Raw genomic sequence first — 25,484 nt, forward strand, 5'->3', positions numbered from 1 at the left:
GCGACCGCGCGAGCCTTGCGGCTCGCTCAACCCCTCTCCAACCTGCGCTAGCCAGCAAGCTGGCAAGCTGCGGTATCCTCTCCCCTATACAGGGGACAGGGTCAGTGGTTCTTCAACACCTCGGCCAGCGTCGAGCCCAGTTCGCTGGGGCTCGCCGCGACCTTGATGCCGGCGGCTTCCATCGCCGCTATCTTGTCTTCGGCGCCGCCTTGGCCGCCCGAGACGATCGCGCCGGCATGGCCCATGCGGCGACCCGGAGGCGCGGTGCGACCGGCGATGAAGCCGGCCATCGGCTTGCTGCGGCCGCGCTTGGCTTCGTCGCGTAGGAACTGCGCGGCTTCCTCTTCGGCCGATCCGCCGATCTCGCCGATCATGATGATCGACTTGGTCTCGTCATCGGCCAGGAACATCTCGAGTACGTCGATGAAGTTGGTGCCGTTGACCGGATCGCCGCCGATGCCGACCGCGGTGGTCTGGCCGAGCCCGGCGTTGGTGGTCTGGAACACCGCCTCATAAGTGAGCGTGCCCGAGCGCGAGACGACGCCGACGCTGCCCTTGGAGAAGATGCTGCCCGGCATGATGCCGATCTTGCACTCGCCCGGCGTCAGCACGCCGGGGCAGTTCGGGCCGATCAGTCGCGACTTCGATCCCGACAGCGCGCGCTTGACCTTGACCATGTCGAGCACCGGGATGCCTTCGGTGATCGTCACGATCAGCGGGACTTCGGCGTCGATCGCCTCGAGGATCGAATCCGCCGCGAAGGGGGGCGGGACATAGATCACGCTGGCGGTCGCGCCGGTGCGGGCGACTGCCTCGGCGACGGTGTCGAACACCGGCAGGTCGATGTGCGTCGTGCCGCCCTTGCCGGGGGTGACGCCGCCGACCATCTGCGTGCCATAGGCGAGCGCCTGCTGGGTGTGGAAGGTGCCGGTTTCGCCGGTCATCCCCTGGGTGATGACCTTGGTGTTCCTGTTGACGAGAATGCTCAAGGGTAGGTTTCCTTCAATACAGCGGAAAAACGGGCCGCGCCGAAGCGCGTGTGCAAAAGCGAGAATATCATGCGTCGATCAACTGATCGGCCTTGAGCGCGATGCCGGCCACCTGCGGCACCCCGAGCATCGGGCTGGCGGTGGCGATGAACGAGAGTTCGAAACTGTCCTGACCCTTGGCCATGCCGGGTTCCCAGGTGGTACGCGCGAGCGCGGGCTGGTCGACCGATTGGACCGGTTCGCGGCCGATCCAGGCGGTGACGGTGGCCGGGGCGATGCGGCGCGGTTCGTCGGCGTCGTAGAGGCGGCAACCATTGACGGTGCGCCCTTCGAGCGTGACCCCCGACAGCACCAGATACACCAGCTCACCCGCGATCTCGCGCTTGAACATCGATGAAGGGCGCATCGTACCGCCGCCTTTCTTGACAAAATCGGCAGCAGCGGTCTCGCTGAAACGCATCAGCCCGGCGAGCGGGGTGGCGGCGGAATCGGCGAGCTTGGTCCAGCCCGTGGCGGTCGCCCGGCGCTCGGTGCCGGTGAGATCGCGCAGGTTCGAGCAGGTGGCGCGGAAGGCGTCGAGCACCGGTTTCGCCGGATAGGCGGCGGCGGGAGTCGCCACGCCCTGCGCCCTCGCCGCGCCCAGAGGGCGGAGCGAGCCGGCAGCCAGCGCCATCACGATCGCTGCCGCGCCGCAGAAGCGGCGCGACGTCGATACGGTCAAGCGAGCGCGGGTTCGATGCCCTTGCATGCGACGACCAGCTCCTTCACGGCTTCGACAGACACGTCGAAATTGGCACGTGCGGTTTCGTTGAGTTCGATTTCGACGATGCGCTCGACGCCATTGGCACCGATCACGATCGGCACGCCGACATAGAGATTGTCGACGCCGTACTGGCCGGTCAGGTGTGCGGCGCAGGGCAGCAGGCGCTTCTTGTCCTTCAGGAAGCTCTCGGCCATCGCGATCGCCGACGAAGCGGGCGCATAATAGGCGCTGCCGGTCTTGAGCAGGCCGACGATTTCGCCGCCGCCCGAGCGGGTACGCTGGACGATCGCGTCGATCCGCTCCTGCGTCGACCAGCCCATCTTGATGAGATCGGGGATCGGGATGCCCGCGACAGTCGAATATTCGATCACCGGCACCATCGTGTCGCCATGGCCGCCGAGTACGAAGGCGGTGACGTCCTGCACCGACACGTCGAATTCCTCGGCGAGGAAATGCTGGAAGCGCGCGCTGTCTAGCACGCCGGCCATGCCGACGACCTTCTGGTGCGGCAGGCCGCTGAATTCGCGCAGCGCCCATACCATCGCGTCGAGGGGGTTGGTGATGCAGATGACGAAACTGTTGGGTGCGTGCGCGGCGATGCCCTCGCCGACCGCCTTCATCACGCCGAGATTGGTCTTGAGCAGATCGTCGCGGCTCATGCCGGGCTTGCGCGCGATTCCGGCGGTGACGATGCAGACATCGGCGTCGGTGATGTCCTCGTACGAGTTCGCGCCCTTGAGCTTAGAATCGAAACCCTCGACCGGGCTCGACTGCGACAGGTCGAGTGCCTTGCCCTGCGGCAGCCCCTCGGCGACGTCGAACAGGACGATGTCGCCCAGTTCCTTCATGGCGGCGAGATGGGCGAGCGTGCCGCCGATCATGCCGGCGCCAATCAGCGCTATCTTCTTGCGAGCCATCAGGGTCTCCCTCGTCCGTCGTTCAATTTCACGAATTCGCAGGGCGAAATCGCATTGGGCCCTCGCCTACCGGGTTTGCCGTGATGGAGCAACCGCCAAACTGCGCGGGTTACGGGTTTCTTTGCACTTGCGAATGATGTGCAATAATGTGCGATGGAGCGGTATCAGGACGCGCCGGGCTATTCGGACGCGCCGTGGCCGAGCTCCATATACGCCTCGGAACGCATTTCGTTCAGTCGGCTCGCGGTGCGTTCGAACTCGAACGCGCCGTCGCCCCTGGTATACAGATCGTCGGGCTCGGCATCGGCGCCCGCGAGCAGCTTGACCTTCAGTTCGTACAGCGCGTCGATCAGCGTGACGAAGCGCGCGGCCTCGTTGCGGTTCTCGGGGCCGAGCCGGGGGATGCCGACGATGATGACGGTGTGGAACTTGCGCGCGATCGCCAGATAGTCGGGAGCACCGCGCGCCTCGCCGCACAGCCGCTTGAAGCTGAACACGCCCACCCCTTTCAGGCATTTGGGGACGTGCATGGTGCGGGTGTCGCCGATCTCGACCTCGCAGGTGGGGACATGCGCGCGATCCTCGACCGCGAAGTCGGTGAGGCGGAAGAACGCCGCCGACAGCGCTTGGGTCGTCTGGGTGCCGTTGGGGGTGAGCCAGGTGTCCATCCGCCCCAACCGGTCGCGGCGATAATCGGTCGGACCGTTGAGTGGTCGCACGTCCATCCGCGCTTCGATCAGATCGATGAAGGGCAGGAAATGCTCGCGGTTGAGGCCGTCCTTGTAAAGATCGGCGGGCGGGCGGTTCGAGGTGGCGACGACGGTGAGGCCGCGCTCCATCATCGCGGTGAACAGCCGCGAGAGCACCATCGCGTCGGCCGAATTGTTGATGACCATCTCGTCGAACGCGAGCAGCCGGGTTTCGCCGACGAGGGCGGCGGCGACCGGCGCGATCGGGTCGCCGCTTTCCTTGGCGCGCTCGGCATGGATGCGCGCATGCACCTCCTGCATGAAGGCGTGGAAGTGGACGCGGCGTTTGCGGCGGACGGGGACGTGATCGTAGAACAGGTCCATCAACATCGATTTGCCGCGCCCGACGCCGCCCCACAGGTAGACGCCCTTGGGCGGTTCGGGGGCACGACCGAGCATCCGCCACAACACGCTGCCGCGCTTGGGGGTGGCCGAGAGTTCGGTCGCGAGCGTGTCGAGCCGCGCAGCAGCGGCGGCCTGGTCGGGATCGCGCTTCAATTCGCCCGCGGCGATCAGCGCTTCATAGGCGGCGAGCACCTGGGTCATGCGCGGATGCTCCCCTTGCGCGCGGTGCAGGCGAAGCTGGCGATCGTCGTCCAGTCGCTGTCGTCGCCCTGCACCACCAGCCCGCGCACGAAGAACAACCGACCGGTTTCGCGCAGCATCTCGACATGCGCTTCGATCGGGTGGGTCGAATCGGCGCCGGCGATAAACTGGGTCGACAGGTCGACGGTCGAGGCGCCGCCTTCGCCCATTACCCCGAACGCGCGCGCCGCGGCGAACACCGCAACGTCGATGAAGCCGAGCAGCGCACCGCCATGGACATGGTCGCGCAGGTTCGAATGCCGCCGCTGCGGCACCATCCGCACGCGTGCGATCGCGCCGTCGACGCGGGTCGAGATGGGCGCAAGGCTGGCGTTGAAGCGGGTGTCGTCCATCATTTCCCAGCGGTGCCAGCCGGGCAAATCGGGATCGGCGAAATAGCGGAAATGGGGGGAGGGGGAGTCAGCCAATCGGGGTCCGTTCGTGCGCGGCGGGTGCGCTGCGTGGCGAGCGGGATAGCGGGTAGGGGGCTGCGGGCCAAGTGGGCCCCCGTTATCCTCCCCCGCAAGGGGGAGGTGGCAGCCGAAGGCTGACGGAGGGGGAGGAGGCGAAGCCGTCGGAACCTGCACTAAGCAGCGTCCTCCCATCCGCCCCCTCCGACGGGCGCTAGCGCGCCCGCCACCTCCCCCTGGCGGGGGAGGATTTACGCAGCATCACACTACGCGTTCGGCTTCCATCTTCTTGATCTCGGCGATCGCCTTGGCGGGGTTCAGGCCCTTGGGGCAGACGTTCGCGCAGTTCATGATCGTGTGGCAGCGATACAGGCGGAACGGATCCTCGAGCTCGTCGAGCCGCTCGCCGGTCATCTCGTCGCGGCTGTCGGCGAGCCAGCGATAGGCTTGGAGCAGGATCGCCGGCCCCAGGAACTTGTCGCTGTTCCACCAATAGCTCGGGCACGCGGTCGAGCAGCAGGCGCACAGGATGCACTCGTACAGGCCGTCGAGCTTGCTGCGATCCTCGGGCGACTGGAGCCGCTCCTTACCCGAGGGCGGCGGAGTGACGGTTTGCAGCCAGGGCTTGATCGACGAATATTGCGCGTAGAAGTGGGTGAAATCAGGCACCAAGTCCTTGATCACGTCCATGTGCGGCAGCGGGGTGATGCGGATATCGCCCTTCACGTCCTCGATCGCCTTGGTGCAGGCCAGCGTGTTGGTGCCGTCGATGTTCATCGAGCACGACCCGCAAATCCCCTCGCGGCACGAGCGGCGGAAGGTGAGGCTGGGATCGGCCTCGGCCTTCACCTTGATCAGCGCGTCGAGGACCATCGGGCCGCAATCGTCGAGATCGACCTCGAACGTGTCGTAGCGCGGGTTCTCGCCCGAATCGGGATCGTAGCGATAGATTTTGAGCTTCTTCACCCGCTTGGCGTCGGCGGCGGCCTTGTGGACCTTGCCTTCCTTCTTGATGACGCTGTTCTTCGGCAGGGTAAAAGTGGCCATGATGCTCTCGTTCCTAGGTTCCTGACGAAGTGGGGTGCGGCCCCCCTCGTTCAAGCTTGGCGGTCAGATACATGACCGGTCGACATACGCAAATACCGCATGTCGGCCGTGGGCAGCATCACACGACGTCGAGCACCAGCCCCAGATCGCGCGCTTCGTCGGCCTCGATGTACCAATTTTCGGGCGCGCGCTTGACCAGGTCCTCGATCGGTACCTTCGATCCCTCGACGATCGCGCGGAAGCCCTCTTCCTCGATCAGGATCGAATGCTCGATCTCGTGCAGATTGGCCTTCAGGTTGGCGATGCAGGTCTTGAGCGGGCCGGCGATCTCGATCGTCTTGTTCATGATCCGCTCGTGGATCATGATCCGCGTGCCGCGCGTCAGGAAGCGCTTGTCGACCGGGAAGGCCGACATGAAGGTGGCGCCCGCCGAATAGACCGCGACCTTGCCGAGGAACAGGAACTCGCGGCCTTCGAATTCGCGGAGCAGGCGGATGTCGTCGCCCATCAGCCGCGCGACCTCGGGATCGCCGCCCAGCGTCGAGATGGTGATGACGGTGGCGGTGTCCTTGGGCGCGTTGGCCAGGCCGTCGCGGAACCGCGCGTACATGTCGTGATCGACCGGGCCGCTAAGGGTGATGTGCGGGCTGGCGAGCAGTGGATAGTCGTTGATGTCGCCGCGGCGATGGGCAGTGTAAGGCGTGGCGGCGGGCTGGGTCTGGTCGGTCATGGAATCCCCTTTGGGTTCGGGCGCCGATGGGATGGCGAAATGGCGCAACGACGCGCCTCTCGCACGTCGTCGCGGGGAATCGAAAAGCAGCGCCCACAGCACGACGCCGACGCCGGTAGCGCCCAGCGCCGTGAGGACGGCGTACACGATGGCGTCGGTATTCCCGGCTTCCATCGCCTCCCGAACCGCGATGCGCGCCGATGGTTCCGGGCACATCGAAAGAGTGGTGTAGGTTGGCGCGAAGGCGCAGCGCTCAGCCGGATGTGCGGCGACGCGTATCTCTCGCTGTTCTGATCGTTCTTGGCGCGACCGACGCACCGTTCGGACCGTGCTGGCAAGCGGCCTTTATGGATTACGGTGGGCAGTCCGAAGCCTGCTGCCCGGGCCAAGATTTTGGTGGGCAGCAGGCTTTGGCAGGATCAATATACCCGCTTCTTGGGCTTGATATACTCGATGTCGTCGGTGAGCGTGTATTCGTGCACCGGGCGATATTCGATCGCGGTGGTGCCGCTCTTGCCGCCCCAGCCATCGAAGCTGGCGACGGTGTGCTTCATCCATTCGGCGTCGTGGCGCTCGGGGAAGTCCTCGTGCATGTGGGCGCCGCGGCTTTCCTTGCGGTTGAGCGCCGAACGGATCGTCACCAGCGCCTGGCCCATCAGATTGTCGAGTTCGAGCGTCTCGACCAGATCGGTGTTCCAGATCAGCGAGCGATCGGTGACGCTGACGTCCTGCAGCCCCGCATAGATCGCATCCATCTTGGCGACGCCTTCGGTCATCAGCTCGTCGGTGCGGAAGACCGCGGCGTGGCGCTGCATCGTCTTCTGCATGTCCGAACGCAGCACTGCGGTCGGGGTCGAACCCTTCGCATTGCGGAAATGGTCGAGACGACCGAGCGCCAGATCGGCCGAATCCTTGGGCAGCGCGGCGTGCGAGGTGCCGGGCTTGAGCGTTTCTTTGATCCGCAGGCCCGTTGCGCGGCCGAAAACCACTAGGTCGATGAGGCTGTTCGAGCCCAGGCGGTTGGCGCCGTGGACCGACACGCAAGCGGCTTCGCCCACGGCATAGAGGCCTGGGACGACCGAATCGGGGTTACCGTCCTTGGGACGGACGACTTCGCCGTGATAATTGGTCGGGATGCCGCCCATATTATAATGGACGGTCGGCACCACCGGCAGCGGCTGGCGCGTCAGGTCGACACCGGCGAAGATCTTGCCCGTCTCGGTGATGCCAGGCAGCCGCTCGGCGAGCACCGCGGGATCGATATGGTCGAGATGGAGGAAGATGTGATCGCCCTCCTTGCCGACGCCGCGCCCTTCGCGGATTTCCATCGCCATCGACCGCGACACGACGTCGCGCGACGCCAGGTCCTTGGCCGAGGGAGCATAGCGCTCCATGAAGCGCTCGCCCTCCGAATTGGTCAGGTAGCCGCCTTCACCGCGCGCGCCCTCGGTAATGAGCACGCCCGCGCCGTAGATGCCGGTCGGGTGGAACTGGACGAACTCCATGTCCTGCAGCGGCAGGCCGGCGCGCAGCACCATCGCGTTGCCGTCGCCGGTGCAGGTGTGCGCCGAGGTCGCCGACTGGTACACGCGGCCATAGCCGCCGGTCGCCAGCACCACCGAATGCGCGCGGAAGCGATGGATCGAGCCATCGTCCATGCACAACGCGATCACGCCGCGGCACTCGCCATTTTCCATGATCAGGTCGAGCGCGAAATATTCGACGAAGAAGTCGGCGTCGTACTTCAGGCTCTGCTGGTACAGCGCATGGAGCATCGCGTGCCCGGTGCGGTCGGCGGCGGCACAGGTGCGCTGCGCGGGCGGGCCTTCGCCCATATTCTGCATCATGCCGCCGAAGGGGCGCTGGTAGATCTTGCCCTCGGCCGTGCGGCTGAACGGCACGCCGGCATGTTCGAGCTCGTACACCGCCTGCGGCGCTTCGCGGCAGAGATATTCGATCGCGTCCTGGTCGCCCAGCCAGTCCGACCCCTTGACGGTGTCGTACATGTGCCAGGTCCAGTGATCGGGACCCATGTTGCCGAGCGACGCGGCGATGCCGCCCTGTGCCGCGACGGTGTGGCTGCGCGTCGGGAACACCTTGGTGATGCAGGCGGTCTTCAGACCCGCCTCGGCGATGCCCATCGTGGCGCGAAGGCCCGAGCCGCCGGCGCCGACGACGACGGCGTCATAGGTATGGTCGATGATCTTATAGGCTTCGGTCATGCGGAAACTGCTCCGGCGGCGAACGCCAGCTTGAGGATCGAGAAAATCGCGATCGCCCCCATGCCGATCGTGAAGAAATTCAGCAGCACCATCAGCACCACGCGCGTTTCGGCATGGCTATAGTCCTCGATCACCACCTGGAGCCCCAGGCGGAAATGATAGAAGACGCTGAAGACCAGCAACAACATCGGGATCGCGGCCCAGGGCGAACCCAGCCACGCCGATACCGTCGCATGATCGAGCTGAGGTAGTAGCGCGAGCGACGCGATGAACCACAGCATTAGGGCCAGATTGCTGCCCGCGGTAACCCGCTGGTGCCACCAGTGATGCGTGCCTTCCTTGGCGGAGCCAAGGCCCCGGACGCGACCGATGCTCGTTCCCGATGCCATCTTACTTCCCCATGATCAGATAGGCCCACAGCGCCAGCGTCGCCAGGACCGAGACTACCATCGTCGCCTTGGCGCTTGCCTTGTTGCGATGGAGTTCGAAATTGGCGCCGGCATCCATGAACAGATGGCGCACGCCATTGGCGATATGCTGGAACAGCGACCAGGTGAGCCCGATGCCAAGCACGTAACCGACGATGTTGGTGCGGCCATCGGCGAGCGTGAACCAGTCCATGAAGGCGGCATAGCTCGCCTCGCCCGCCGCAGCGGCGGCGAGCCAGCCGACCAGCAGCACGGTGCCGACGAGTGCCAGCCCGCTACCCGTCGCGCGGTGCAGGATCGAGACCAGCATGTGCGGGCCCCATTTCCAGATCGACAGATGCGGAGAAAGCGGGCGGTTCGTGGATCTTGTGGCCAAGGCGGGCTCCTTTTGCTTGGCAGCGCTAATGAAGCCGCGATGACCATGTTGCAAGACGGCATCTCGACCGTGGCTAACCCACTCTTAACGGATGGCGGCGTAGCAACGATCCGAGTTGCGCGGGGAACGCACAGGTAAAACAGCGAGCGGGGGCTGCATTTGTGAACGACAAGCACAAGGAAATGCCCGAGCCGGGGGCATTGAGCGCGCAGGTAGAACTGGCGCGGCGGATGCGGCTGTTCGATCCCGACGGTACGATGGCGGGGTCCGCACGCGGGGTGTGGGCGGTGCTTGAACCCAATGCGCGCGCGATCGCGGGCGAATATTGGCGCCACTGGCAGCGATCCTTCGCCGATCATGGCGACTGGGCGCCGGTGGAGGGCGACGCGATGATCGACGCGGGCGTCGTCTTCCTGCGCAATCGCTTCCTCGATTCGCAGGGACAGGCCTGGATCGAATCGATCGAACGATCGGTCGCCGCCGCTTATGCCGCCGACGTGCCGCCGATGGCGCTGGTGTCGATGATCACCGCGTCGGACCGCGTCGCGCTCGGCTTCCTCTTGGCGGCGATGCCCGCCGATGATCCGCAGCTGGCCGCGGGTATCGACACGCTGATGCGGCTGTCGGCGATGGAGATCGAAATCACCGTCGCGATGTATCGTGCGCATGTCGAGCACGGAAACGACCGCGCGCGCGAGCGGCTGGCGGGCGAGTTCCGCTCGAAGATCGGCGCGAGCCTGGAACAGGCATCGCGCGAGGGCGAAGCATTGCGCTCGCAGGCGATGGATACGTCGGCGGCGGCGCGCGGGATGCTGGGCAAGGCGAGCGAAGTTGCCGCCGCCGCCGAACAATCGGCGGTCGCGATGCGCGAAGCTGCCGAAACCGCGGGCGGGCTGATCCGCGCGATCGAGGATGCGCGCACCGAAGTCGAGGTGGCGACCGAGATCGCGACGCGCGCATCGGCGCAGGCGGGTGCCGCGGTCGAGACATCGGGGGTGCTGTCGGACCATGCCAAGTCGATCGAATCGATCCTGGGGCTGATCCGCGAAATCGCCGGGCAGACCAATTTGCTCGCGCTGAATGCGACGATCGAGGCGGCGCGTGCTGGCGATGCCGGGCGCGGCTTTGCGGTGGTGGCGCAGGAGGTGAAGAGCCTGGCCAACCAGACCGCGCGCGCGACCGACGACATCGCCTACAAGATCGCGGCGATCCAGTCGGCGACGCGATCGACGGTCGACACCAGCGTGTCGATCCGCTCGACCGTTTCCGAGGTTCGGCAATCGGCCGAGCGAATCCGCCACGCGATGGAAGCGCAGGCGCAAACGGTGACCGCGATCACCGCCGCGGTCGACGAGACCGCGCTGGCCGCCGACACGATGTCGACGACGATCGCGACGATCCGCGAGGAAACCGAAACCGTCGCCGAAGGCATCGACCAGGTCGGGCTGGGGTTTGCGGTGTTGGACGAACAATTGGGGACGCTGAAAAACAGCGCCGGCGAATTTGTGGCCAAGGTCGCGGCCTGATGGAGAGGACGTTGGATGGCAAGGAACGAACAGGCGCTGGGCCGCTGGAGCGGCACCGATCGCGGGATCGCGGAGCGGCTGCGCGAATATGACTGGGACGGCATCGTAATACCGACCGCGCACGAGGTGGCCGAGCTGCTTGCGGGTGAATATGACGCGATTTCGCAGGCATTCTGGCAGCATTATCTGGCGCTGCCGGCGTCGGCGCATATTCGCGACCGAACCGCCGGTCCGCGGATCGACGCGCAGCGCCGGCGAAGCGCGCATTACGCGCATATCAAATATGCCGATCCTACCGGCGACGAATGGGTGACGATCGCGCGGCTGCATGCCGATGAATCGCAGGCGGTGGGGATCCCGCTGCCCGCCTTGCTATCGGCGCTGGCGTTCGCGCACAGCGACACGCTGTGCCGGCTGGAGGCGAAGGTGGGGGACGATGTCGCGCGGATGCGGCGGCTGGGCGACGTCGTCCAGCGGCTGGCGCTGATCGAGGCCGACATCATGGCGACGCATCTGGGCTTGAGCGACGCGCGGCAGGGGCGTGCGATGCGCCAGGCCAATGCCGCGCAGTTCCGTGATGGGATCGCCGAATCGATCGCCGAGGCATCGGCGGCGGGCGACCGCATCCGTGCGCAAGCGGTATCGACCGCGGCGTCGGCGCGCGGGATGCTGGGCAAGGCGAGCGAAGTCGCCGCCGCCGCCGAGCAATCGGCGATGGCGATGCGCGAGGCCGCCGAAACCGCCGCCGGGCTGATCAGCGCGATCGAGGATGCGCGCTTCGAGGTCGATGCCGCGGGCGAAATCGCCAGCCGCGCATCGGTGCAGGCGAGCGCCGCGGTCGAGACGTCGGGCGCCTTGTCCGATCACACCAAATCGATCGAATCGATCCTGGGGCTGATCCGCGAGATTGCGGGCCAGACAAATTTGTTGGCGCTCAATGCGACGATCGAGGCGGCGCGCGCGGGTGATGCGGGGCGCGGCTTCGCGGTGGTTGCGCAGGAAGTGAAGAGCCTGGCGAACCAAACCGCGCGCGCGACCGACGACATCGCGTGCAAGATCGCCGCGATCCAATCGGCGACACGATCGACGGTCGACAGCAGCGCGTCGATCCGCGCGACGGTGGCCGAAGTGCGCGACAGCGCGAGCCGGATCCGGCTGGCGATGGAGGCGCAGGCGCAGACGGTGACCGCGATCACCGCGGCGATCGACGAGACCGCGATGGCCGCCGATTCGTCGTCGCTGACGATCGAGGCGATCCGCCACGATACCGAACAGGTGACCGGCGAGATCGACCGGCTCGAAACCGAGGTCGCCGCGGCGAACGAGCGGCTGGTGACGCTGAAGGGCGCCGCAGACGCGTTTTCGAGTTCGGTCGCGGCGTAGCGTTGCTCCCCCGCCCTGGCAGGGAGGGGTTGGGGATGGGTCGGTCTGCGAAGGAACGCAAGCGCCCTGCAACGAGCCGACCCACCCCCGGCCCCTCCCTTTCAGGGAGGGGAGAAGCAGGGGAGTTTCCCCTTCCGCCATTTCCCCCTAAGCGGCGTCGCATGACCACTCACATCCTGCTCACCGGCGCGAGCCGGGGCATCGGTGCGGCGATCGCCGCTGCGTTCGATGCCGACCCCGGCGTCCGCGCCGCCTGCCAATCGACCCGCGGCGCGCTTGCCGCCGACTTCGCCGATCCCGCCGCCCCCGCCGATCTTTGGGCGCGTGCGCTCGATAGCCTCGACGGGCGGATCGACGTGCTGGTGAACAATGCCGGCGTGTTCGAGGATTCGCCGCTCGACGCCGATCACGCCGATTGGGTCGCCGCGTGGGAGCGGACGATGCGGATCAACCTGACCGCCAGCGCCGAATTGTGCCGGCTGGCGGTGCGCCATTGGCAGCAGAGCGGGCGCGAGGGGCGGATCGTCAACATCGCCAGCCGCGCCGCCTATCGCGGTGACAGCCCCGCGCACTGGCATTATGCCGCGTCGAAGGCTGGGATGGTCGGGATGACCAAGACGATCGCCCGCGGCTATGCGCGCGAAGGCATCCTGGCGTTCGCGATCTGCCCGGGCTTCACGATGACCGGGATGGCCGAGGATTATCTCGAGAGCCGCGGCGGCGACAAGCTGCTCGCCGACATTCCGCTCGGCCGCGTCGCCGACCCGGCCGAGATCGCGACGATGGCGCGCTTCTGCGCGCTCGAGGCACCGGCATCGATGACCGGCGCGGTGCTCGACGCCAATGGCGCGAGCTATGTGCGATGAGCGATAGCTGGAAGATCACGCTGCCGTGCACCCGCGCCGAGGCCGAGGCAATCGATCCCGAGGGCGAGGCCTTTGCCGAGTTCGGCGCGCCGCCGGTGCTGATGACCCGCGAGCTGACCGAGGACGATGTCGAGGATTGGGTGATCGAGGCCTATTTCCAGGACAAGCCCGGCGCGCGCGAGATCGCGGTGCTGCGCCGGCTGGTGCCGAGCGCGGCGGCGACCAAGGCCGCACCCGAGCGGATCATCGAGGCCGATTGGGTGACGCTGAGCCAGGCGGGGCTCGATCCGGTGGTGGCGGGGCGATTCTATGTCCACACCAGCGCCAATCGCGGCAAGGTGCCGCCGGGCTTGCGCGCCTTCCATATCGAGGCGGGGCTGGCGTTCGGCACCGGGCATCATGAGACGACCACCGGCTGCCTGCTGACGCTCGAGGCGATGCGCAAGCGCGGCGCGGTGGTACGCAACCTGGTCGATGTCGGCACCGGCACCGGGCTGCTGGCGTTTGCCGGCATGCATTTGTGGCCCAATGCGCGTGCAACCGCGTCGGACATCGATCCGATCTCGATCGACGTGACGCGCGAGAATGCCGCCGCCAACGGCGTGAAGCTGGGGGTAGGGCCGGGGCAGCTGACGCTCGCGGTGGCGCCGGGGATGGCGCACGACATCATCGAGCGGCGCGCGCCCTATGACCTGGTGCTGGCGAACATCATCGCGGCGCCGTTGATCGATCTCGCCCCGGTGATCGCGGCGGCGGTGGCGCCGGGCGGGACGGTGGTGCTGGCGGGGCTGCTCGAGCGGCAGGCGTCGGCGGTAGCGCAGGCCTATCGCCGGCACGGGCTGCGGCTGGCGGGGAAGGTGACGCTGGGCGACTGGCCTACGCTGCGGATGGTGCGGCGCGCGATTCGGTAAACCATAATCCTCCCCCGCCAGGGGGAGGGGGACCGCCGCGCAGCGGTGGTGGAGGGGGCGGTAACGGGCGTGGCGCTTGTGGCGAGGCCCCCTCCGTCAGCCTTGCAGGCTGCCACCCCCCCCTGAAGGGGGAGGGTTTACCGCTTGCGCATCGCATAGGCCTGGGTGCCGTGGTGGATCACCTCGTCGCCCTCGACGATCTGCGCCACCGGGATCGCGGGCAGCGGGAGGATTTCGTCGTACAGCGGCGCGAAATCGGTTTCGATCGTCAGCCGCAGCAATTCGTCGAAGCTGGGGATGACGAAGTAATTCTGCTGGAAATCGTCGATCCGATAGTCGGTGCGCATCACCCGGCGCAGATCGAAGCCGATCCGGTTGGGGCTGGGATCGTCGAGCGCGAAGACGCTCTCGGCCGAGGACGAGACGATCCCCGAGCCATAGATCCGCAGATCGCCATCCTCGCGCACCAGCCCGAATTCGACGGTGTACCAATAGAGCCGCGACAGCTGCTTGAGCGCGCCGAGCTCGAGCGCGCGCAGGCCGCCGCGGCCATAGGCTTCGAGATAGTCGGCGAACACCGGATCGGCGAGCATCGGCACATGGCCGAACACGTCGTGAAAGACATCGGGCTCTTCGAGATAATCGAGCTGGTCGGGGCGGCGGATGAAATTGCCCGAGACGAAGCGGCGGTTGGCCATGTGATCGAAGAACACGTCGTCGGGGACCAACCCCGGCACCGCGACGACCTGCCAGCCGGTGAGCTTCATCAGCCGTTCGGACAATTCGTCGAAATGCGGGATGCCGCCTTCGGATAATTTGAGCGCGTCGAGCCCGCGCAGATACGCCTTCGACGCGCGGCCGGGGAGCAGCTTGATCTGGCGCGCATACAGCGTGTCCCACACCGCATGTTCCTCGGGCGTGTACCGGTCCCACCCTTGCGCGATGGTCCAGTCGGCGGATGCGCCCTCGGGCGGCTTTTCGAGTAAGTGGGTTTGATCGACCATGGACGGGGCCCTAGCATGAGCGTGGTATGAACAGAAATAGGGTGCGACCTCGCGGCTTGCGAGCAATGGGCGGCGCGGTGGCGGCGCTGCTGCTGGTGCTGGCGGTGATCGGCTATGGCTATTGGATGGCGGGGCTGGTCGGCGGCGCGATCCCGGCGAACGCAGCGTGGCGCGAGCCCGCGCAAGGCATTGAGGTCTTCGTCGAGGACAATGGCGTCCATACCGGTATCGCCTTTCCCAAGGCGATGCTGGAGGGCGCGCTCGACGGGCTGGTCGCGCCCGGGGACATCGGCGATCCGCGCTTTGCCGCGCATGAATGGCTGGTGGTTGGCTGGGGCGACCGTGCCTTTTATCTCGAAACGCCCAGCTGGGCCGATGTCCGCCCCGCGACGGTGGCCGCCGCGCTGATCGGCAGCGACCGGACGGTGCTGCATGTCGAGCATATCGCGCAGCCGCGTGGCGGGCCGCAGGTGAAGGCGGTTCGACTACGACCGGAGGAATTCGCGCGGCTGGTGGCGTTCGTGCGCGCCAGCTTCGCCGAAGGGCAGGCGGTGCGCGGCTATGCGGCCTACGACGCCTTCTATCCCGCGAACGGGCATTACAACGCGGTGCATACCTGCAACGACTGGACCGGCGCGGCGTTTCGCGCGGCAGGGGTTCGGATGGGGGCGTGGACGCCGTTTTCGCGGACGGTGATGTGGTGGCTCTAGGCCCGCCGTCGAAGCTGCGGCTGCTCACCGAAGTGCCGCGCGCAGTGATCGGGGTCGGCGGATTGCCCTTTGCCCGGCGCGCGCTGATGGACGCACCGCGCGGCGACGGGCGGCGGGTGATGCTGCTGCCGGGGCTGTTCAACGGCGACCGGTCGAGCCTGGTGCTGCGGCGCTATCTGAATGCGCTCGGCTATCGTGCCGAGGGCTGGGGATTGGGCCGCAATTTCGGGCAGCGCGCGATCGGTGCCGATGGCGAGCGGCTGTTCGCGGCGATCGAGGCGATGGGTGGCGGCGAACCGGTGACGCTCGTGGGGGTTAGCCTCGGCGGGATCATGGCGCGGATCGCGGCGCATCGGCATCCCGAACTGGTGCGCGAAGTGGTGACGATCAGTTCGCCCTTTGCGGGACCGCCGAGCGCGACCAATGTGTGGCGGGTGTACGAGCTGCTGTCGGGCGTCCGGGTCGATGATCCCGAGGTCGTGGCGTTCGCCGCGCTCGCCGCGGCGCATCCGCCGGTGCCGACCACCGCGATCTGGAGCGCCAGCGACGGCTTCGTCAACGGAGCGATCTGCCGCGACGATCGCTGCCGCTCGATCGAGGTGCGCAGCAGCCATGTGTGGGTGCAGCATAATCCGCAGGTGCTGCGTGCGGTGGCGGGGGTGTTGGGGGGTGATATCTCCCCTCCCGGAATTAGCTCCCCTCCTTGAAAGGGAGTGAGGGTGGGCCGAGTGGTCGTGATACGGCCGCGCCGCATATGGCCGACCCGTATCTCCAGGCCTCTACCCACCCCCGGCCCCTCCCTTCCAGGGAGGGGAGACGATCAGTCGTCTCGCTCGGCTCGTTTGCGGCGCTTTTCTTCCTCGCGCAGGCGGCGGCCTTCTTCGGCTTCCTGCTTGCGCATCTTGCGGCCGTAATTGCGGTCGCTTTCTTCCTGGCTGGTGGTGGTCCAGTCGACCGCCTGCCCCGCCGCCTTGACCGGCAGCGTCGCGACGTCCCACGCGGTCTTGGCGATGCACCCGCCGCTCAGCAGCGGCAGCGCGACCAGCAATAGCAAACCCTTACGCATGTCACTCGTCCCCGGCTGCGCGGACGAAGGCGTCGCGCGCGCGATTGCCGATATACGGGAAATCGGTGAAGAATCCATCGACGCCTGCCGCCAGATGCCGCGCGATCTCGTCGTCGATCCGCCCCGCCGCGCGCGGATCGCTGCCGGTGCGAAGATCGGTGGGCAGGAAGTAATTCTCGGCGCGGAAGGTCCAGGGGTGGACGACCAGCCCCGCGGCGTGCGCGTCGGCGACCAATGGTGTGACTTGCCCCTCGGCAGTGACCACCAGCGGCTTTTCGGGGCCGAGCCCCGCGGCATAGCCGGCGATCGCGCGCAGGCCTTCCGGCGTCAGCATCGCGGCATAGCTGGGGGCAGCGCCATCGGGCGGGCCGCCTGCCGAAGCGACGAGCTGGACCAGCCGCACCTTCGTCAGCGTCGCCAGCCGCTTGAGATTGTCGACCTCGAACGACTGGATGAACACCGGCGCGGTGGCGCTGTCCCAGCCCGCGGCGCGCAGTTCCGCCACCAGCCGTGCCTCCATCGGCTTGCCGATCGATGCGAAATAGCTCGAGTGCTTGGTTTCGGGATAGATGCCGATCGTTCGCCCGGTGTCGGCCGAGCGGCGCTTGGCGAGCGCGATCACTTCGGCGAGCGTCGGCACCTCGAATTGCCCGTCATAACGCGCATTGCCCGGGCGAAGCTGCGGCAGGCGCTCCTTGGCGCGCAGCGTCTTCAGCTCGGTCAGCGTGAAGTCTTCGGTGAACCAGCCGGTGTGCGGCTGGCCGTCGATCGTCCTGGTCGCCTTGCGCGCGGCGAATTCCGGGCGCGAGGCGATGTCGGTAGTGGCGGTGATGTCGTTCTCGTGCCGCGCGACGAACACATCGTCCTTGGTAAGCACCAGATCGGGTTCGATGAAGTCGGCGCCCTGATCGATCGCGAGATCATAGGCGGCGAGCGTGTGTTCGGGGCGTTCGCCGCTGGCACCGCGATGCGCGATCAGCAGCGGCTTGGCAGCGGTGGGCATCATCTTCTCCTGCGTGGCGGCGCAACCACCGGTGGCGATCAGCACGCAAAGGCCAAACAGTTTCAAGCCCCGCCAAGCCCCTTTGTTGCGGGTCGTTCGCAGGGAAACACCGGCAAGGGCGCGCGTTACCCCACCAACCCCAGGGGAGCGACCCATGCAATTCACCATCAACGGTATTTCCTATTCGGCGGATCCAGACATCCGCACCTCTCTACTCGATTTGTTGCGCGAGCATGTCGGTCTGACCGGCAGCAAGAAGGGCTGCGATCATGGCCAGTGCGGCGCGTGCACGGTGCTGGTGAACGGCAGGCGGATTAATGCCTGCCTGACGCTGGCGGTGATGCACCAGGATGACGAGATCACGACGATCGAGGGGCTGGGCTCGGCCGACGACCTGCACCCGCTGCAATCGGCGTTCGTCCGGCATGACGGCTTCCAATGCGGCTATTGCACGCCGGGGCAGATTTGTTCGGCGGTGGGCATGCTCGACGAGGCGGCCAAGGGCTGGCCCAGCCATGTCAGCGACCGGCTCGAGGGCGATGCCGAACTGACCGACGATGAAATCCGCGAGCGCATGAGCGGCAACCTGTGCCGCTGCTCGGCCTATCCCAACATCGTCGATGCGATCCGCGAAGTCGCGCATGGAACCGATACCGTGAAGGTGCCCGCATGAAGACCTTCGACTATGCACGCGCCGACAGCCCCGAGGCGGCCACGCGCGATGGCAGCGGCGAGGGGGTGAAGTTCATCGCCGGCGGCACCAACCTGCTCGACCTGATGAAATTGCAGATCGAGACGCCCGACAAGCTGGTCGACATCAGCCGGCTCGATCTGGCGACGATCGAGGAAACGCCCGAGGGTGGGCTCTCGATCGGCGCGATGGTGCCCAATTCGGACCTCGCCGCCGATGAGCTCGTGCGCGAACGTTATCCGGTGCTCAGCCGCGCGTTGCTCGCCGGCGCATCGGGGCAGCTGCGCAACAAGGCGTCGACCGGGGGCAATCTGCTCCAGCGGACGCGCTGCTATTATTTCTACGACACCGCGACGGGCTGCAATAAGCGTGAGCCGGGTAGCGGTTGCTCGGCGATCGGCGGGCTTAACCGGATCATGGCGATCCTGGGCGCGTCGGATCAGTGCATCGCAACGCACCCGAGCGACATGGCGGTGGCGATGGCGGCGCTGGATGCAGTGGTGGTGACGCTCAAGCCCGACGGCGATCGCCGCCGGATCGCGCTGCGCGATTTCCATCGGCTGCCGGGCGATACCCCGCAGATCGACACGATCCTCGAGCCGGGCGAACTGATCACCCATGTCGAGCTGCCGCCGGCGCCCAAGGGCAAGCAATTATACCGCAAGGTGCGCGATCGCGCCTCCTATGCTTTTGCGCTGGTGTCGGTTGCGGGGGTGGTTTCGGTCGAGGATGGCAGGATCGCCAGCGCCGCGCTGGCGTTCGGCGGGCTGGCGCACAAGCCGTGGCGCGATCCCGCGGTCGAGGCCGCGCTAATCGGCCAGGTCCCCGGCGCCGCGGTGTTCGCCGCGGCCGCCGATGCATTGTTGAAGGACGCGCGCGGGCAGGGGTCGAACGACTTCAAGATTCCGCTGGCGCGCCGCACGCTGATCGCGTGCCTGAAGGAGTTGACGGCATGAGCAGCACCACCAGCGCGACCACCACCAGCCTGACGATGGACAAGCCGATCAAGGATTCGATCCTCGATCACACGGTGCAGGAGGTGCTCGGCAAGCCGCTCGACCGGATCGACGGGCCGGTCAAGGTTTCGGGCGCGGCGACCTATGCCGCCGAATTCGCCTTCGACGACCTGACCTATGGCTATCTGGTGCGCGCCGATTACGGCGCGGGGACGATCGAGGCGATCGACGCGACCGAAGCGCTGGCGATGCCCGGCGTGATCGACGTCGTGCATGATTTCGAAGGCTTCATCCGCAACGCAGCGCAAGGCGGCGAGACCGAGGGGCCGACGCAGGGCGTCCAGGAAATCGCCTATTTCGGCCAACCGATCGCGATCGTCGTCGCCGAAAGCTACGAGATCGCGCGCGACGCCGCGCTTCGGGTGCGCGTCCAGGTGATACCCAAGCTCGGCGATTTCAGCGTCGAGGGGCGGCAGGGCGAGGCGTTCAAGCCAGCCGACGCATCGGCACCCGCGCACGCCGCGACCGGCGATCTCGAACAGGCGATGCTCGACGCGGACGTGACGCTCGACCAGAGCTATACGACCCCGTCGCAGAATTCGGCGGCGATGGAGCCGCACGCCTCGACCGCGCAATGGGACGGCGACAGACTGACGATCCACGGGTCGTACCAGATGCTGGCATCGGACCGGCTGCAGCTCGCCGATACGCTGGGGATGGACCCCAAGGACGTTCGGATCGTCGCTTTGTATGTCGGCGGCGGGTTCGGATCGAAGCTGGGGATCGCGCCCGAGGTGGTGGCGGCAGCGTTGGCGGCGAAGAAGATCGGACGTCCGGTTAAGACGGTGATGACGCGTCCGCAGGTGTTCGAAGCGACGGTGCGGCGATCAAACACCAGCCAGCGGATCCGGCTGGCGGCCGGGGCCGATGGCCGGCTGATCGGGATCGGCCATGAGACCTTGTGCTCGAACCTCGACGGCGAGGAGTATTTCGAGCCTGCGGGGATCGCGACGCATTTCCTGTATCCGGGCGATCATCGGCTGGTGACGCACGATATCATCCCGGTGAACCGCACGCTGTCGGGATCGATGCGCGCGCCGGGCGAGGCGGTGGGGATGCTCGCGCTCGAAAATGCGATGGACGAGCTGGCGGAGAAGCTGGGGATCGATCCGGTCGAGCTGCGCCGCCGCAACGAGCCGGCGCAGGATCCGTCGAAGGCGATCCCCTATTCGTCGCGCAAGCTGCAGGATTGCCTCGACGCGGGCGCCAAAAGCTTCGGCTGGGACCAGCGCAACGCCACGCCTGGCGCGATGCGCGACGGCGAATGGCTGATCGGGCACGGCATGGCGGCGTCGACGCGCAGCAACATCCTCAAACCGTCGCGCGCGCGGGTGTCGCTGACCCCCGAGGGACGCGCGATCGTCGAGACCGACCAGACCGATATCGGCACCGGGAGCTACACGATCCTCGGCCAGATCGCCGCCGAGATGCTCGGACTGCCGCTCGACCAGGTCGATGTGAAGCTCGGCGATACCGACTTTCCCCCCGCGGCGGGCTCGGGCGGATCGTGGGGTGCGGGATCGAGCGGCTCGTCGATATATCTCGCCTGCGAGGGGCTGCGCGCGAAGCTGGCCAGGGCGATGGACACGCACGAGGGTTCGCTGACGCTGAAGGACGGGCGCGCGATCGCGGGCAACCGCGCGGTGCCGCTCGCCGATTTGGTGGGCGAGGGACTGGCGCAAGAGGGTGCGATCGAACCCGGTGAAACGTCCGAGGCGGTGAGCCAGGCGAGCTATGGCACGCATTTCTGCGAAGTGCGGGTCAACGCGGTCACCGGCGAAGTGCGCGTTGCGCGCTGGGTGAGCGCGTTCGCGGCGGGGCGAATCCTCAACGAAAAGACCGCGCGGTCGCAGTGCATCGGCGGCATCGTCTTCGGCATCGGCTCTGCGCTGACCGAGGAGCTGATCCACGACGATCGCACCGGCAAGTGCGTTAACCGCGATTTGGGCGAATATCATGTGCCGGTGCATGCCGATGTGCCGCCGATCGAGGTGATCTTCGTCGAGGAGCGCGACGTGTCGGCCAATCCGCTGCAGGCCAAGGGGATCGGTGAGCTCGGCATTTCGGGCGCGGGCGCGGCGGTGACCAACGCGATCTACAACGCCACCGGGGTTCGGGTGCGCAGCTATCCGATGACCTGTGACAAGTTGCTGGCGGGGTTGCCCGATTGAGACCCTTCCGCAGAACATCGTTCGTCCTGAGTAGCCGCTGAGCTTGTCGAAGCGGCGTATCGAAGGACCGCTCGCTTTGGGCAATGTCCTTCGATACGGGCCTTCGCCAAGCTCAGTCCCTACTCAGGACGAACGGAATTCTGTTAGGACGCTTGCCGCATGAACGACAACGACATCATCCTGAATACCGCCCGCGATTGGGCGGGCGCGCCGATGGCGCTCGCCACCGTCGTGTCGACTTGGGGATCGGCGCCGCGGCCGCGGGGCAGCCATATGCTGATTCACGCCGATGGCCGGTTCGAGGGATCGGTGTCGGGCGGCTGCGTCGAGACCGACATTCTTGCGACCGCCGCCGAAGTGATCGGGGGCGCGCCGGCAGTGGTGAAGCATTATGGCGTCGCCGATGCCGCGGCGTGGGAGGTCGGGCTGCCCTGCGGCGGCGAGATCGCGGTGCTGGTGCAGCCGGTCGCCGCCGACGGCTTCGACCCCGAATTGTTCGATCGGATCGCCGAAGCGCGCGACGAGGGGCGGTCGCTGACCATCCAGACCGATCTGGGCAGCGGGCAATCGTCGCTGCGGCCGATCGAGGGCGCGGCGTTCGTCAACCGCTACGATCCGCCGCGGCGGTTGCTGATCATCGGCGCAGTGCAGATCGCGCAGGCGCTGGTGGAGCTGGTGCGGCCGCTGGGGATCGCGACGACGGTGATCGACCCGCGCGCGCGCTTCCTCACCGCCGAGCGCTTCCCCGGCACGACGCTCGACGATCGCTGGCCCGACGAGGCGGTGGCGGCGCTCAATCCGGGGGCGACCAGCGCAGTGGTGACGCTGAGCCACGACGTGAAGATCGACGATCCCGCGCTGATCGAGGCGTTGCGGCGCCCGACGGGCTATGTCGCGGCGCTGGGCAGCCGCAAGAGCCACGCGGCGAGGCGCGAGCGGCTGGCGGCAGCGGGGATCGGCGAGGCCGATCTCGACCGGATCGACGGTCCTGCGGGGCTCGCGATCGGCGCGATCGGCCCTGCCGAAATCGCGCTGTCGATCGCCGCGGCAATGGTGAAGGCGCTGCATGATCGCGCCTGAAGACGTCGCCCTGGTGCTGCTCGCGGCAGGGCGATCGGTGCGGTTCGGCGATGCCGACAAGCTCGAACAGCCGTTCCTCACCGAACCGCTGGCGTTTCATGTCGTGACCGCATTGGCGGCGATCCCGTTCAAGCGGCGGATCGCGGTGGTGTCGGGGACGCAGCTCGATTTCGCCGGCCGTGGCTATGAGGTGGTCGCCAACCCGCGCGCGAAGGACGGGCAGGGGCATTCGCTGGGGCTGTGCATCGCGGCGGCGCGGCGCGTCGATGCCAAGGCGGTGCTGGTGGCGCTGGCCGACATGCCGCGCGTTACCGCGGCGCATATCTGGCGGCTGATGGACGGTGCCGAGGGCGAGGACGCTGTCGTCGCGTCGAGCGACGGCGCGAGGCCGATGCCGCCGGCGCTGTTCGGGCGGGCGCATTTCGGCGCGCTGCTGGCGCTGGAAGGGGACCAGGGTGCGCGCGATCTGGTGCGGGCCGGGCATCACGTGATCGCCAGTCCCGAGGAACTGGCCGATGTCGATACGCCCGAGGATCTGGCGGCGCTGCGGGCGAAGTACGCGGGGTGATGCATCTGCTCCCCTCGCTGGGAGGGAGGGGTAGGGGGTGGGTCGGTTTGCGAGGAGCGTTACGCCAGCCAATCGCCCGACTCACCCCCGGCCCCTCCCTTTCAGGGAGGGGAGGAGGGGGGAGCGCGCCCTCTATTCGTGCCGTAGGGCGTCGATCGGGTTGAGCGCGGCGGCGCGCCTTGCCGGGAAGAAGCCGAAAACCACGCCGATCAACGCCGAGATCGCAAACGCCACGATGTTGATCTGCGCGTCGAAGATGAAGGGCACCTGCATGATCGGCACCAGCACCGCGATCACGATCTGCGCCAGGATGAGCCCGATCAGCCCGCCGAGCATCGACAGCACGATCGCCTCGACCAGGAACTGCAGCAGCACCTCGCGCGCCACCGCGCCGATTGCCAGGCGGATGCCGATTTCGCGGGTGCGCTCGGTCACCGACACCAGCATGATGTTCATGATGCCGATTCCACCGACCACCAGCGAGATGCCGGCGACGGCGGTGACGATGCTGGTCAGCAGCGTCGTCGTGCCCGTCAGCGTCGCCGATATCTGCGCGGTGTCGAAGATGTTGAAGTCATCCTCCGCCCCCGTCTCGATCCCACGCCGTTCGCGCAGCAGCGTCGAGAGCGATTCCTGCACCTGCGCGCCGTCATAGGCGGCGTCTACCCCGACGAGCATCAGCCGGATGTCGCGGTTGCCGGTGAAGCGGCGTTGCACCGCCTTGATCGGCATGATGACGACATCGTCCTGATCACCGCCGAAACCGGCCTGGCCGCGCGTCTCGAGCGTGCCGATCACGTCGCACGATACGTCGTTGAGGCGGATCCGCTCGCCGATCGCGTTGGTGTCGCGGAACAGGTTCTGGCGGACGGTGTTGCCGATGATGCACACCGCCTTGCCCGCGGCTTCCTCGGCGGGGAGGAAGGTACGGCCGCCCGTGAGGTTCCAGGGCTGGACCTCGAAAAAGGCGTTGGTGGTGCCGTTGATCGTCGTCGACCAATTGGCGCCGTTGTAGATTGCGGTCGCGGTCGCCTGCGCTTGCGGCGCGACCGCCTTCACGCCCGCGACCTGCCCCTTCACCGCCTCGACATCCTGCTCCTCGAAATCGGGCGGCCGCGGCCCGCCGCCGCCGCGCCCGAAGCCCTGGCCGGGGCGGACCTGGAGGATGTTGGTGCCGAGGCTGGCGATCGATTGCTGGACCGCGGCGGTGGTCGCCTGGCCGAGCGTCACCATCGTGACGACCGCAGCGACGCCGATGACGATGCCGAGAATCGTCAGGAACGAGCGCAGCAAATGGCGGCGGATCGATCGGACGGCGAGCGTGAAGGTGGTGCTTAGCATTGCCGGACTCCCTCCCCCCGGCGAGGGGGGAGGATAGCGCAGCTTGCCAGCTTGCTGGCTAGCGTAGCTTGGAGAGGGGTCGGGCGCGCCGATGGCGCGCGTGGCGCGATGCGCCGCCACCCCCTCACCCAGCTACGACTAGGCCCGCGCAAGCGCGCGGACCAAGTCTGCGCAACCCTCTCCCCCCTGCGGGGGGCGAGGGAAGAAAGGCCGCTCACGCTACCACCTCGCCGCGGGCGTGCTGGCTGTCGATCCGTTCGACCAGCCCGTCCTTGAAATGCACCACGGTGCGCGCGAACGCCGCCATGTCGCCTTCGTGGGTGACCATCAGCACGGTGATCCCGCCATTCTGGTTGAGGTCGGTGAGCAATTCCATGATCTCGATCGATCGTTCGCTGTCGAGGTTGCCGGTGGGTTCGTCGGCGAGCAGCACGTCGGGCTGGGTGACGATCGCGCGCGCGATCGCGACGCGCTGTTGCTGCCCGCCCGAAAGCTCGGCGGGGGTGTGGTCCCACCAGTTCGCCAGCCCGACCTTGTCGAGCGCCGCCATCCCCATTTCGCGCCGCGCCTTCTTGTCCTCGCCGCGATAGAGCAGGGGCAGTTCGACATTTTCGAGCGCCGAGGTGCGGCTGAGCAGGTTGAAGCCCTGGAACACGAAGCCCAGATAACGCCGCCGCAGCAGCGCGCGCTGGTCGCGGTCGAGCGTCTCGACATGGATGTTCTTGAACAGGAAGGTGCCCGCCGAGGGCACGTCGAGGCAGCCCAGAATGTTCATCGTCGTCGACTTGCCCGACCCCGACGGCCCCATCACCGCGACGAAATCGCCCTGTTCGATGTCGAGATCGACGCCTTTCAGCGCCTGAAACGCGGTCGGGCCTTCGCCATATACCTTGGTGACGCCGCGCAGTGTGATGATCGGCTGGGCTGCCATG

26 protein-coding genes are annotated in these 25,484 nt (G+C 67.0%); 11 read left to right on the forward strand and 15 right to left on the reverse strand.

Features of this window, described 5'->3' with window-relative positions; genetic code table 11:
- Nucleotides 1-101: 101 nt before the first annotated feature.
- From sucD to sdhC, 10 genes are all read right to left on the reverse strand, one after another.
- A complete protein-coding gene (sucD, locus tag NMP03_RS15995; protein WP_256506490.1) occupies nucleotides 102-989 on the reverse strand; it encodes a succinate--CoA ligase subunit alpha in 888 nt (295 codons plus the stop codon).
- 67 nt (nucleotides 990-1,056) lie between these two features.
- A complete protein-coding gene (locus NMP03_RS16000; protein WP_256506491.1) occupies nucleotides 1,057-1,710 on the reverse strand; it encodes a hypothetical protein in 654 nt (217 codons plus the stop codon).
- Nucleotides 1,707-2,669 (reverse strand): malate dehydrogenase, encoded by a 963-nt coding sequence (mdh, locus tag NMP03_RS16005; protein ID WP_256506492.1) that lies wholly within the window; start codon nucleotides 2,667-2,669, stop codon nucleotides 1,707-1,709. The genes NMP03_RS16000 and mdh overlap by 4 nt, the downstream gene beginning before the upstream one ends.
- A gap of 179 nt (nucleotides 2,670-2,848) precedes the next feature.
- Nucleotides 2,849-3,964 carry a cell division protein ZapE gene (gene zapE, locus NMP03_RS16010; protein WP_256506493.1) on the reverse strand — a complete coding sequence of 372 codons (1,116 nt, stop codon included), beginning with the start codon at nucleotides 3,962-3,964 and terminating at the stop codon, nucleotides 2,849-2,851.
- Nucleotides 3,961-4,431 carry a PaaI family thioesterase gene (locus NMP03_RS16015; RefSeq protein WP_256506494.1) on the reverse strand — a complete coding sequence of 157 codons (471 nt, stop codon included), beginning with the start codon at nucleotides 4,429-4,431 and terminating at the stop codon, nucleotides 3,961-3,963. Before NMP03_RS16015 ends, zapE begins: the two co-directional genes overlap by 4 nt.
- Before the next feature lie 243 nt (nucleotides 4,432-4,674).
- Nucleotides 4,675-5,460 (reverse strand): succinate dehydrogenase iron-sulfur subunit, encoded by a 786-nt coding sequence (locus NMP03_RS16020; protein WP_256506495.1) that lies wholly within the window; start codon nucleotides 5,458-5,460, stop codon nucleotides 4,675-4,677.
- Nucleotides 5,461-5,578: 118 nt separating this feature from the next.
- Complete coding sequence (locus NMP03_RS16025; protein WP_256506496.1) at nucleotides 5,579-6,190, reverse strand: ATP-dependent Clp protease proteolytic subunit; 612 nt, start codon at nucleotides 6,188-6,190, stop codon at nucleotides 5,579-5,581.
- 419 nt (nucleotides 6,191-6,609) lie between these two features.
- Nucleotides 6,610-8,412 (reverse strand): succinate dehydrogenase flavoprotein subunit, encoded by a 1,803-nt coding sequence (gene sdhA / locus NMP03_RS16030; RefSeq protein ID WP_256506497.1) that lies wholly within the window; start codon nucleotides 8,410-8,412, stop codon nucleotides 6,610-6,612.
- Nucleotides 8,409-8,801: a succinate dehydrogenase, hydrophobic membrane anchor protein gene (gene sdhD / locus NMP03_RS16035; protein ID WP_256506498.1), complete on the reverse strand. Its 393-nt coding sequence runs from the start codon at nucleotides 8,799-8,801 to the stop codon at nucleotides 8,409-8,411. The genes sdhA and sdhD overlap by 4 nt, the downstream gene beginning before the upstream one ends.
- A gap of 1 nt (nucleotide 8,802) precedes the next feature.
- Complete coding sequence (gene sdhC, locus NMP03_RS16040; protein WP_256506499.1) at nucleotides 8,803-9,150, reverse strand: succinate dehydrogenase, cytochrome b556 subunit; 348 nt, start codon at nucleotides 9,148-9,150, stop codon at nucleotides 8,803-8,805.
- A gap of 248 nt (nucleotides 9,151-9,398) precedes the next feature.
- Here sdhC and NMP03_RS16045 point away from each other — a divergent pair, with 248 nt between their 5' ends.
- The 4 genes from NMP03_RS16045 to NMP03_RS16060 all read left to right on the forward strand — a co-directional run bounded on the left by NMP03_RS16045 (nucleotide 9,399) and on the right by NMP03_RS16060 (nucleotide 13,902).
- Complete coding sequence (locus tag NMP03_RS16045; RefSeq protein WP_256508151.1) at nucleotides 9,399-10,742, forward strand: methyl-accepting chemotaxis protein; 1,344 nt, start codon at nucleotides 9,399-9,401, stop codon at nucleotides 10,740-10,742.
- Nucleotides 10,743-10,757: 15 nt separating this feature from the next.
- Nucleotides 10,758-12,125 (forward strand): methyl-accepting chemotaxis protein, encoded by a 1,368-nt coding sequence (locus NMP03_RS16050; RefSeq protein WP_256506500.1) that lies wholly within the window; start codon nucleotides 10,758-10,760, stop codon nucleotides 12,123-12,125.
- 161 nt (nucleotides 12,126-12,286) lie between these two features.
- The gene (locus NMP03_RS16055) at nucleotides 12,287-12,991 is read left to right on the forward strand and encodes an SDR family NAD(P)-dependent oxidoreductase (RefSeq protein ID WP_256506501.1); all 705 of its coding nucleotides are present in this window, start codon (nucleotides 12,287-12,289) and stop codon (nucleotides 12,989-12,991) included.
- Nucleotides 12,988-13,902 carry a 50S ribosomal protein L11 methyltransferase gene (locus NMP03_RS16060; protein WP_256506502.1) on the forward strand — a complete coding sequence of 305 codons (915 nt, stop codon included), beginning with the start codon at nucleotides 12,988-12,990 and terminating at the stop codon, nucleotides 13,900-13,902. Before NMP03_RS16055 ends, NMP03_RS16060 begins: the two co-directional genes overlap by 4 nt.
- A gap of 137 nt (nucleotides 13,903-14,039) precedes the next feature.
- Here NMP03_RS16060 and phhA read toward each other — a convergent pair whose 3' ends face one another.
- Nucleotides 14,040-14,906, reverse strand: coding sequence for a phenylalanine 4-monooxygenase (gene phhA, locus NMP03_RS16065; RefSeq protein WP_256506503.1), 867 nt, complete (start codon nucleotides 14,904-14,906; stop codon nucleotides 14,040-14,042).
- A 65-nt stretch (nucleotides 14,907-14,971) separates the two neighbouring features.
- Between phhA and NMP03_RS16070 the strand changes: the two genes are divergently transcribed.
- Both NMP03_RS16070 and NMP03_RS16075 read left to right on the forward strand, forming a co-directional pair.
- Nucleotides 14,972-15,616, forward strand: coding sequence for a TIGR02117 family protein (locus tag NMP03_RS16070; RefSeq protein WP_256508152.1), 645 nt, complete (start codon nucleotides 14,972-14,974; stop codon nucleotides 15,614-15,616).
- Complete coding sequence (locus tag NMP03_RS16075) at nucleotides 15,577-16,323, forward strand: esterase/lipase family protein (RefSeq protein ID WP_256506504.1); 747 nt, start codon at nucleotides 15,577-15,579, stop codon at nucleotides 16,321-16,323. Before NMP03_RS16070 ends, NMP03_RS16075 begins: the two co-directional genes overlap by 40 nt.
- Before the next feature lie 113 nt (nucleotides 16,324-16,436).
- Here the strand turns inward: NMP03_RS16075 and NMP03_RS16080 are convergent, their stop codons facing one another.
- The gene (locus tag NMP03_RS16080) at nucleotides 16,437-16,682 is read right to left on the reverse strand and encodes a hypothetical protein (RefSeq protein WP_256506505.1); all 246 of its coding nucleotides are present in this window, start codon (nucleotides 16,680-16,682) and stop codon (nucleotides 16,437-16,439) included.
- Between the two features lies 1 nt (nucleotide 16,683).
- Nucleotides 16,684-17,688, reverse strand: a complete 1,005-nt coding sequence (locus NMP03_RS16085; RefSeq protein ID WP_256508153.1) for a glycerophosphodiester phosphodiesterase — start codon at nucleotides 17,686-17,688, stop codon at nucleotides 16,684-16,686.
- Between the two features lie 151 nt (nucleotides 17,689-17,839).
- Between NMP03_RS16085 and NMP03_RS16090 the strand changes: the two genes are divergently transcribed.
- The 5 genes from NMP03_RS16090 (at nucleotide 17,840) to NMP03_RS16110 (ending at nucleotide 23,211) form a co-directional block, all read left to right on the forward strand.
- Nucleotides 17,840-18,358, forward strand: a complete 519-nt coding sequence (locus tag NMP03_RS16090) for a 2Fe-2S iron-sulfur cluster-binding protein (RefSeq protein WP_256506506.1) — start codon at nucleotides 17,840-17,842, stop codon at nucleotides 18,356-18,358.
- The gene (locus NMP03_RS16095; RefSeq protein WP_256506507.1) at nucleotides 18,355-19,332 is read left to right on the forward strand and encodes an FAD binding domain-containing protein; all 978 of its coding nucleotides are present in this window, start codon (nucleotides 18,355-18,357) and stop codon (nucleotides 19,330-19,332) included. The genes NMP03_RS16090 and NMP03_RS16095 overlap by 4 nt, the downstream gene beginning before the upstream one ends.
- On the forward strand, nucleotides 19,329-21,563 hold the full coding sequence (locus tag NMP03_RS16100) for a xanthine dehydrogenase family protein molybdopterin-binding subunit (protein WP_256506508.1): 2,235 nt from the start codon (nucleotides 19,329-19,331) through the stop codon (nucleotides 21,561-21,563). Before NMP03_RS16095 ends, NMP03_RS16100 begins: the two co-directional genes overlap by 4 nt.
- A 159-nt stretch (nucleotides 21,564-21,722) precedes the next feature.
- Nucleotides 21,723-22,643, forward strand: a complete 921-nt coding sequence (locus NMP03_RS16105; protein ID WP_256506509.1) for an XdhC family protein — start codon at nucleotides 21,723-21,725, stop codon at nucleotides 22,641-22,643.
- Nucleotides 22,630-23,211 carry a nucleotidyltransferase family protein gene (locus NMP03_RS16110; protein WP_256506510.1) on the forward strand — a complete coding sequence of 194 codons (582 nt, stop codon included), beginning with the start codon at nucleotides 22,630-22,632 and terminating at the stop codon, nucleotides 23,209-23,211. Before NMP03_RS16105 ends, NMP03_RS16110 begins: the two co-directional genes overlap by 14 nt.
- Nucleotides 23,212-23,343: 132 nt before the next feature.
- Here NMP03_RS16110 and NMP03_RS16115 read toward each other — a convergent pair whose 3' ends face one another.
- Both NMP03_RS16115 and NMP03_RS16120 read right to left on the reverse strand, forming a co-directional pair.
- The gene (locus NMP03_RS16115; RefSeq protein WP_256506511.1) at nucleotides 23,344-24,552 is read right to left on the reverse strand and encodes an ABC transporter permease; all 1,209 of its coding nucleotides are present in this window, start codon (nucleotides 24,550-24,552) and stop codon (nucleotides 23,344-23,346) included.
- Between the two features lie 214 nt (nucleotides 24,553-24,766).
- A complete protein-coding gene (locus NMP03_RS16120; RefSeq protein ID WP_256506512.1) occupies nucleotides 24,767-25,483 on the reverse strand; it encodes an ABC transporter ATP-binding protein in 717 nt (238 codons plus the stop codon).
- Nucleotide 25,484: the final 1 nt, after the last annotated feature.

Origin of the sequence: Sphingomonas qomolangmaensis (assembly GCF_024496245.1) — a bacterium.
Classification (GTDB): domain Bacteria; phylum Pseudomonadota; class Alphaproteobacteria; order Sphingomonadales; family Sphingomonadaceae; genus Sphingomonas; species Sphingomonas qomolangmaensis.

Bases quoted from the DNA above. Each gene is read 5' to 3' on its own strand.
- NMP03_RS16100 (WP_256506508.1), top strand. From the start codon at position 19,329: ATGAGCAGCACCACCAGCGCGACCACCACCAGCCTGACGATGGACAAG.
- phhA (WP_256506503.1), bottom strand. From the start codon at position 14,906: ATGGTCGATCAAACCCACTTACTCGAAAAGCCGCCCGAGGGCGCATCC.
- NMP03_RS16105 (WP_256506509.1), top strand. From the start codon at position 21,723: ATGAACGACAACGACATCATCCTGAATACCGCCCGCGATTGGGCGGGC.
- NMP03_RS16060 (WP_256506502.1), top strand. From the start codon at position 12,988: ATGAGCGATAGCTGGAAGATCACGCTGCCGTGCACCCGCGCCGAGGCC.
- sdhD (WP_256506498.1), bottom strand. From the start codon at position 8,801: ATGGCATCGGGAACGAGCATCGGTCGCGTCCGGGGCCTTGGCTCCGCC.
- zapE (WP_256506493.1), bottom strand. From the start codon at position 3,964: ATGACCCAGGTGCTCGCCGCCTATGAAGCGCTGATCGCCGCGGGCGAA.
- NMP03_RS16045 (WP_256508151.1), top strand. From the start codon at position 9,399: ATGCCCGAGCCGGGGGCATTGAGCGCGCAGGTAGAACTGGCGCGGCGG.
- NMP03_RS16050 (WP_256506500.1), top strand. From the start codon at position 10,758: ATGGCAAGGAACGAACAGGCGCTGGGCCGCTGGAGCGGCACCGATCGC.
- NMP03_RS16055 (WP_256506501.1), top strand. From the start codon at position 12,287: ATGACCACTCACATCCTGCTCACCGGCGCGAGCCGGGGCATCGGTGCG.
- NMP03_RS16120 (WP_256506512.1), bottom strand. From the start codon at position 25,483: ATGGCAGCCCAGCCGATCATCACACTGCGCGGCGTCACCAAGGTATAT.
- NMP03_RS16115 (WP_256506511.1), bottom strand. From the start codon at position 24,552: ATGCTAAGCACCACCTTCACGCTCGCCGTCCGATCGATCCGCCGCCAT.
- NMP03_RS16095 (WP_256506507.1), top strand. From the start codon at position 18,355: ATGAAGACCTTCGACTATGCACGCGCCGACAGCCCCGAGGCGGCCACG.
- NMP03_RS16080 (WP_256506505.1), bottom strand. From the start codon at position 16,682: ATGCGTAAGGGTTTGCTATTGCTGGTCGCGCTGCCGCTGCTGAGCGGC.
- NMP03_RS16020 (WP_256506495.1), bottom strand. From the start codon at position 5,460: ATGGCCACTTTTACCCTGCCGAAGAACAGCGTCATCAAGAAGGAAGGC.
- NMP03_RS16110 (WP_256506510.1), top strand. From the start codon at position 22,630: ATGATCGCGCCTGAAGACGTCGCCCTGGTGCTGCTCGCGGCAGGGCGA.
- NMP03_RS16090 (WP_256506506.1), top strand. From the start codon at position 17,840: ATGCAATTCACCATCAACGGTATTTCCTATTCGGCGGATCCAGACATC.
- sdhC (WP_256506499.1), bottom strand. From the start codon at position 9,150: ATGCTGGTCTCGATCCTGCACCGCGCGACGGGTAGCGGGCTGGCACTC.
- NMP03_RS16025 (WP_256506496.1), bottom strand. From the start codon at position 6,190: ATGACCGACCAGACCCAGCCCGCCGCCACGCCTTACACTGCCCATCGC.
- sdhA (WP_256506497.1), bottom strand. From the start codon at position 8,412: ATGACCGAAGCCTATAAGATCATCGACCATACCTATGACGCCGTCGTC.
- NMP03_RS16070 (WP_256508152.1), top strand. From the start codon at position 14,972: ATGGGCGGCGCGGTGGCGGCGCTGCTGCTGGTGCTGGCGGTGATCGGC.
- mdh (WP_256506492.1), bottom strand. From the start codon at position 2,669: ATGGCTCGCAAGAAGATAGCGCTGATTGGCGCCGGCATGATCGGCGGC.
- NMP03_RS16085 (WP_256508153.1), bottom strand. From the start codon at position 17,688: ATGATGCCCACCGCTGCCAAGCCGCTGCTGATCGCGCATCGCGGTGCC.